This window comes from Pontibacter diazotrophicus, assembly GCF_003367245.1.
Taxonomy (GTDB): domain Bacteria; phylum Bacteroidota; class Bacteroidia; order Cytophagales; family Hymenobacteraceae; genus Pontibacter; species Pontibacter diazotrophicus.
In genome coordinates this window covers 35,567-42,621 of record NZ_QRGR01000033.1, presented here as the reverse complement: position 1 = coordinate 42,621, position 7,055 = coordinate 35,567, and the positions used below count along the sequence as shown (strand labels likewise).

General features: G+C 48.7%; 6 protein-coding genes and 1 pseudogene. 5 read left to right on the top strand and 2 right to left on the bottom strand.

Features of this window, described 5'->3' with window-relative positions:
* Positions 1–194, top strand: a pseudogene (locus DXT99_RS27400) (IS110-like element ISCaa14 family transposase); the annotation flags it as partial.
* Here DXT99_RS27400 and DXT99_RS28100 read toward each other — a convergent pair.
* On the bottom strand, positions 139–429 hold the full coding sequence (locus DXT99_RS28100) for a DUF7149 domain-containing protein (RefSeq protein WP_115567849.1): 291 nt from the start codon (positions 427–429) through the stop codon (positions 139–141). The pseudogene DXT99_RS27400 and the gene DXT99_RS28100 overlap by 56 nt on opposite strands.
* A 470-nt stretch (positions 430–899) precedes the next feature.
* Between DXT99_RS28100 and DXT99_RS22500 the strand changes: the two genes are divergently transcribed.
* The 4 genes from DXT99_RS22500 (at position 900) to DXT99_RS22485 (ending at position 5,045) form a co-directional block, all read left to right on the top strand.
* Entirely contained in the window at positions 900–1,265 is a 366-nt protein-coding gene (locus DXT99_RS22500) for a hypothetical protein (protein WP_147294280.1), read from the top strand.
* A 207-nt stretch (positions 1,266–1,472) separates the two neighbouring features.
* Entirely contained in the window at positions 1,473–2,639 is a 1,167-nt protein-coding gene (locus DXT99_RS22495; protein WP_115567847.1) for a sigma-54-dependent transcriptional regulator, read from the top strand.
* Positions 2,640–3,038: 399 nt separating this feature from the next.
* Positions 3,039–4,382: an MATE family efflux transporter gene (locus DXT99_RS22490; protein WP_115567846.1), complete on the top strand. Its 1,344-nt coding sequence runs from the start codon at positions 3,039–3,041 to the stop codon at positions 4,380–4,382.
* Between the two features lie 84 nt (positions 4,383–4,466).
* Positions 4,467–5,045 (top strand): DUF922 domain-containing protein, encoded by a 579-nt coding sequence (locus DXT99_RS22485; protein ID WP_115567845.1) that lies wholly within the window; start codon positions 4,467–4,469, stop codon positions 5,043–5,045.
* A gap of 306 nt (positions 5,046–5,351) precedes the next feature.
* Here DXT99_RS22485 and DXT99_RS22480 read toward each other — a convergent pair whose 3' ends face one another.
* Positions 5,352–6,881 (bottom strand): FAD-dependent oxidoreductase, encoded by a 1,530-nt coding sequence (locus DXT99_RS22480; RefSeq protein WP_115567844.1) that lies wholly within the window; start codon positions 6,879–6,881, stop codon positions 5,352–5,354.
* Between the last annotated feature and the right edge of the window lie 174 nt (positions 6,882–7,055).

Here is a 7,055-nt window from a genome sequence, read left to right as displayed (position 1 = left end):
AAAATATAAGAGCCACGCTCTACATGTGTTCCATGGCAGCAAAGGTTTACAATAAAGGTTGCCGAGAGCTATATGAGCGGATGGTCGCGGCAGGGAAAGCAAAAAAAGTGGCTTTGGTAGCGGTGATTAATAAACTACTTAAGCAGGTGTTTGGTATCGTAAATTCAGGGGAGGTTTACTGTGCAAATAGTTGAATGTAACTGCTAAAAAACAGACGAAAACACTTGCTTTTTGACACAGTTCATAAAATACCGACTGTAGAAAATCAGCCAAATGGTTCCTGGCGTGCTCTTCGCTTTCGTGCAGGTTAATGCTGTCCAGAAGCGTGCGCAGTCCATATTTGAACTGCTCAATTTCAGCGCGGGATGTCTTGAGTTGTAAGTAAGCCTTGTTCAGGGCCTGGCGCGGGCGCAGGATGTGGTGCTGCATAGGAAATACTTGTTTTCAGAGCCAATATAGCGAAATTTCGTTATTTGTTGTTCGTTGCCCGTTGTTCGTTTCCTGTTGCATATTGCTGAACGAGCCCTGGCTGCGCGGTTCACTGTAGCCAACTCCCGTCATTTTCCTGTGTCACTTGCATCCAACTACAACACCCTTAAAACGATTTGCTCTACCAAAGAACTGAATCTCATCTATTTATTCTGCTAAGACCGCTGTATATGGTAATTTTATGTACCCTGCTTTAGAAATTCAGAAATAAAATCTCAAAAAATTTACACTCCCTGAATGTCTGTATACTAAGAGATGAAGCACTTTTAGTAGAAATTATTGATTATAACAGATGCTGTCGCAACTAAATTTCCCTTCTAATTAAAACTAAACGAACGCGTTATAAGTATTATCCTTGCTACTAGTACCACCTTATACCAATTCGATTTTACTAACAAAGCTTAAATTTTATGGAATGTATTGATCTTCGAACAGGATTTATGATGCTGTCCTTTAGAAGCCAAAAGGAAGTGGAGCGGGCAAAAACTTTGTGCGAATCCAAAGGAATTGGTGTCGCATGTGCTTTGGCCTTTGATGACATAACAGAAGAAGAAGCCAAAAGTTTTGTAAAGCACGTCCCACATGAGGGGCAAAACAGGTTTTGCAACTATATCAACCAAAGTATAGATGGCCTTTGCAATACCGCGAAAGACTCTCTGGAGACAGCCATACAGTACGTGGAATCCCTGAACGGCTGTAAAGGCGGGTACCTGTTGATTTACCAGAAGGAAGAACCTTTACTGAAAGCGTTAGAACCAGCCAAGGCACACGCATAATTACATCAGGAATATAACGTTGTTTAAAGGCACGGCTTTTACAGGCTCCTGAAGCGGTATCGTAACAGGAGCTTTTGCGTAAAAATAAACCGCTGTCTTGATAAGACGTTGAAATATGTATAAACTTAGACTGTGTTTTGAATGCATTGCCTGCGCTTGCAGTATGGAATTTAAACAGAGTCTTCATCCTGATAACCTAATAGAACTATGCCCAAAGTATTAATAGTAGATGATGAACGGGCCATCCGTAGCACACTGAAAGAAATACTTGAATTTGAAAATTACACTGTAGACGAGGCCGAAGATGGCGAAAAAGCACTGCAACTTATTTCCAAATCGAAATACGATGCGGTACTCTGCGACATCAAAATGCCGGGTATGGATGGAATTGAAGTGCTGGAGAAAGCAATGGAAATTTCCCCGGACTCCCCTTTCATCATGATCTCCGCCCACGGCACCATAGATACGGCCGTGGAAGCCACTAAAAAAGGAGCCTACGATTTTCTGCAGAAGCCACCGGATCTGAACCGCCTGCTGGTGAGCGTACGCAACGCCCTGGACAAATCGAGCCTGGTGACGGAGACGAAAATCCTGAAAAAGAAAATCTCCAAGACCTACGAAATGGTAGGCAGTTCTGCTGCGCTGGGGCGCGTGAAGGGCGCCATCGAAAAGGTAGCCCCCACTGATGCCCGCGTGCTGATTACGGGTCCAAACGGCTCTGGTAAGGAGCTTGTGGCCCGTGCCATACACGAGAACAGCAACCGCAGCAACGGCCCTTTGATAGAGGTGAACTGCGCCGCCATACCCAGCGAGCTCATCGAAAGCGAATTGTTTGGCCACGAGAAAGGCTCTTTCACCTCAGCGGTAAAGCAACGCATTGGTAAGTTTGAGCAGGCTAACGGCGGCACCCTCTTCCTCGATGAGGTAGGCGACATGAGCCTGTCGGCGCAGGCAAAGGTACTGCGCGCCCTGCAGGAGCACCGCATTACGCGCGTAGGTGGCGACAAAGATATACAGGTGGATGTGCGGGTAGTGGCGGCCACCAACAAAAACCTTTTAGAGGAAATTGAAGCGAAAAACTTCCGCGAAGACCTTTACCACCGCCTGGGCGTTATCCTGATTCACGTGCCGCCGCTAAACGACCGCCGCGAGGACATCCCGGACCTGGTGCAGAAGTTTCTCAACGACATAGCTAACGATTATGGCAACAAGCCCAAAACCATCACCCCCGAAGCGGTACAGTTCCTGCAGCAACTCGACTGGCGCGGCAACGTGCGCGAGCTCCGCAACGTGGTAGAACGCCTCGTAATTATGAGCGGCCACGAAATCACGCTAGAGGACGCCCAGGCCTATGCCAGGCCGGTGGTATCGTAATGAAGTAAGTTTGTAAACAAGACAGAGACAGCCTCCGCAGTTTAAATTCTGCAAAGGCTGTCTCTGTTAATATGCCCCTCCATGGCGCGAGTGTCCTCGCTCGTGTCTACTATCGCGCGGCCTCTGGCCGCTCAGAAGCAGCAAGATATAGTCTGGCAGTATCACAATAAGAAATTCATAATAACAGCCTGTTCGTCACTATGGCAAATCAACACCTCCGCACACGCTATACCAGAAAACCCCCCTTTGAAGGGGGTGTTGACTTGCAATATCTATATAATAAGCTGCTATTGTAAATTATTCCCTCTCCTCCCCCATCCTACAACCTCCCGAATAAACCACGAAGCATCCGGAGAAAAGCGCTACTTTTGCGGGCCGATTTATGATTTACCGCAACGCATGGATTCCTTTACCTATAAACAACACTTTTCGAGAAACTTTACCCTTGCCTACCCTGTGGTGCTGAGCCAGTTGGGGCATATTATGGTGAGCGTGTTCGATAGCCTGATGGTAGGCCAGATCGGCACCCTACCGCTGGCCGCGGCCTCATTGGGAAACAGCATTTTTACCATTACACTTGTTTTCGGCCTGGGGGTGTCTTACAGCATTACCCCACTGATTGCAGCGGCAGATGGCAGAAGGAATTACACCCGTATTTCGCTGCTGCTGCTAAACGGGCTGGTGTCTAACGTGTTGCTCGGCATTCTGCTTTTTATCGCCGGTTACTTTCTCTCCCCCTACATTACATTGCTCGACCAGCCGCCCCGTGTCGTGGAGCTGGCAGTGCCTTATATAAACATCCTTTTCCTGTCTATGGTGCCGCTGATGGTGTTCCAGGCCTTCCGGCAGTTTGCCGAAGGCCTCTCGCTGACGAAGCAGGCCATGTGGATTTCAATTGTTGCAAATTCTTTAAATATTATTCTCAATTATATTTTAATTTTTGGTAAATTAGGATTCGAGCCAATGGGACTGGTAGGTGCTGGCTGGGCAACTCTAATCTCTCGTGTGGTGATGGCCATGATGATGGCAGGGTATGTGATGTATGGGAAGCGGTTTGTAGTGTACCATCATTTCCTGCGCCTGCGCCACCTGTCTTTCATCCACATGTACCGCATCTTCAAGCTTGGTCTGCCTATTTCTGGGCAAATGATCTTTGAGATGGGGGCCTTTAGTTTCTCTGCTGTCATGATCGGCTGGTTGGGTGCCAAAGAACTGGCTGCTCACCAGATTGCTATCAACGTAGCATCCGTCACATACATGATGGCGAGTGGCATAGGGGCAGCAGCCACCATCCGGGTAGGCAACCAGAAAGGATTGGGCAATTACAGGTCTATGCGCATGGCGGGCATCAGCAATTTAGTGATGGGCGTTGGGTTTATGGTCTGCAGCGGGTTATTGATGATACTCGGGAATAAGTTAATCCCGATGCTTTACATTGATGACCCGGAGGTCATACGCATTGCGTCCTCCCTGCTTGTGATAGCGGCCTTGTTCCAGATTTCGGATGGCATACAGGTGGTGGGCCTGGGCGCTTTACGCGGTCTGGAAGACGTAAAAGTACCGAGCCTGATCTCGCTGCTAGCGTATTGGGGAGTTGGTTTGCCGGTGGGGTATTATCTGTGCTTTAAAGCAGACTTCGGGGTCAACGGCATCTGGATGGGACTGCTGACGGGTTTATCCGTCGCAGCTTTGCTGCTCACGTTCCGGTTCCGCGCGTTAAGCAGCCGCCTGATACACACCTAAAGCAGAGAGAGGTTAATTTACCTGCAAACTACACCCTGGCTCGTACCATTTTGTTTAGCATGTTCTAAATTTAGCCAGAGTAAAATGTACACCTTTACCTTATTCCTGTCGCTGTGGGCAAGAATACTGCTTCCCCTCCTCTTCCCTGATGCTGCTACTGCAAAGGAAAGAGAAATCACTGCACCTGTAGTAGAAAACATTGTGGTAGATCAGGTGACCTGGTCGATGAACCGCCGCCTATCCTGGGAAGACTTTAGAGGCCAGCCTGACGAGAAAAACCCGCATCATGCTTTAACAGCTGCAAACTTAGCCGTAAACGCCAACTGCAAAAACCAGGGGTTCACGTACCAGGTGAACTGTGTGTTCCTGCCAACAGAGTCGTGGACGAAGAACAAGAAGTCGCAGCAACTGCTGGAGCATGAGCAGCTGCACTTCGACCTGACTGAGGTACACGCCCGGCTGTTGCGGAAAGAGTTACAAAACCTGAACTGCGCAAACCTGAAAGAGAAACTTAACGCCACCGTTAGTCGTGCCTTCGCGAAATGGAAAGCTGATCAGGAAGCTTTTGACACGGCCTCCAAACATGGGGTGAACGCAGAAAAGGAGCGCCAGTGGGCAGCCACCATCGCCCAGCGTCTGAGAGCATTGGAGTCATACAAGTAAGCAGAAACTGTTGAGTTCTTATTATAATTGCGTACCGCTGTTCTGGATTTCCTAATCCAGAACTAAACCTGAAAGGGATTTCATAATCCGCTTTATGGGAGCTCAAAAAACGGGGATTAGGAAATCCCCTTCAGCTGGCTTTCCGACTATGAAGTCTGAAAGAGCAGGAAACAGGCGTGCTATGGTTGTCTCATCAGTGTCTGGTAACAACAATAATATGATGAACACACCTTTGACTGACGTATAAAAAAGAAGCCTCTGCTGTTTGGACACAGCAGAGGCTTCTTTTTTATACGCTAAAAGCTTTTACTCTTTCTCTTCTAAATCTTTGGTAGCCGGGCCGGTAATCACTTTCCCAAGTGGGTCGAAGCGGGAGCCGTGGCAAGGGCAGTCCCAGGAACTTTCTACTTCATTCCAATTAACGACACACCCCATGTGTGTACAAACGGCGGAGAATTTGTGCCGGACGCCGTCCTGGTCGCAGTACATGGCTACCTTTGTAGTGCCGTCGCGCATGATCCGGCCGGTGCCAGGCATTATCTCCATCGGGTCTTCTACCTCTCCGGGCGTTACATAGTCTTTAAACTGCGCCACCACATTCACATTGTGCTTCATATATTCACCGGCAGATTTCAAGCCACTTCGGCTCGGGTCATACAGCCCTGCCCATGGGTTCGGGCGGTCCATGATGAGGTCCGTGATAAGCATGCCCGCAATGGTGCCGTGGGTAGTGCCGTGCCCGGAGTCGCCGGTGGCAATGTACACGTTTGAGTCGCCGGGATTGCGACCGATATAGGCTAGCCCATCCACAGGCTCAAAAACCTGCCCCGACCAGAGGTAATCTACTTCAGTGACCATCGGAAACTTCAGGCGTGTCCAGCTTTCCAGTGCCCTGAAGTGTTTCATCAGGTGGTCGTCCTGTCCTGTCTTGTGATCTTCGCCGCCAACAATCAAAACATCGTAATCAACATCCTCTCCTTCGCTACGCTGCAACCGGACATAGTGATAAGGTTCGTCCATATCCCAGAACAACGCATCGGGCACCGAATCTTTCGGAACCCTCATCGCTATAGCATAGGTGCGGTAAGGAACCAGTTTGGTGTGCATTGTCACCTTATCATTTACAGGTGTGTTAGTAGCCACCACCAGATGGTTTGCCGATATCGCATGGCCCGTTTCTGACACCACAGTAGTAACAGGCCCGCTCTTGAAGTCAACAATATGCGTATTGGTAAATATCTGCCCTCCTTTATCTATGATGGCATCCGCCAGGCCCGCCAGGTACTTCATAGGATGGATACGGCCCTGGTTTGGGTAATGAAGGCTGGGAAGCGTTGTCAGTGAATCCAGCGGACTCTCCTTCCGCAATACCACCTCGTCCCAACCCATTTGCTGCAGGGCTTCTAACTCCTGTAGCACAAACTTCTCCTGCTCCTTGTTGTGTGCCACCAGGTACCCGTCTACCCGGGCGAAATCACAGTCGATGCTGACATCATTCGCTATCTGCTCTATTTTATCAATGGCAGCTGCATGGCTCTGGCAGGCAAGCTTTGCCCCTTCTTCTCCAAATGTACTTATCAGGTTGTAATACTGATCATCAAGGGCATTGGAAAGGTGGGCAGTCGTACGGCTTGTTTCACCCCCGCCAATACTTTTGGATTCCACCACAATAACACGTTTCCCCTCATTCGCCAGCAGGTATGCTGTCGTGAGTCCTGTTATACCCGCTCCTATCACGCATACATCGCAAGTCATGTTTTCGTGCAGATGCTCTGTGCTAGGTAGTTTTATGTTTTTGTCCCAGATGGGTAGTGTAGCTCCGGATTCTTGTTTCATAGTTTTTTGATTTTTGGCACTAACTGTAGTTAGAATAGGCTTTGTGCAGGCACCGAAGCCTGTTGCATAGGATTACGGTGTGGCGGGGCTTATGTTTCTAAAGCTGTGTTCAGGGGCTCGTGAATGCATATTCCTATATCAGAAAGAAAATAAAACCGAAGCCATATACCAATA

Coding starts and splice junctions, on each gene's coding strand:
- DXT99_RS22480 (WP_115567844.1), bottom strand. CDS start 6,881: ATGAAACAAGAATCCGGAGCTACACTACCCATCTGGGACAAAAACATA.
- DXT99_RS22485 (WP_115567845.1), top strand. CDS start 4,467: ATGTACACCTTTACCTTATTCCTGTCGCTGTGGGCAAGAATACTGCTT.
- DXT99_RS22495 (WP_115567847.1), top strand. CDS start 1,473: ATGCCCAAAGTATTAATAGTAGATGATGAACGGGCCATCCGTAGCACA.
- DXT99_RS28100 (WP_115567849.1), bottom strand. CDS start 429: ATGCAGCACCACATCCTGCGCCCGCGCCAGGCCCTGAACAAGGCTTAC.
- DXT99_RS22500 (WP_147294280.1), top strand. CDS start 900: ATGGAATGTATTGATCTTCGAACAGGATTTATGATGCTGTCCTTTAGA.
- DXT99_RS22490 (WP_115567846.1), top strand. CDS start 3,039: ATGGATTCCTTTACCTATAAACAACACTTTTCGAGAAACTTTACCCTT.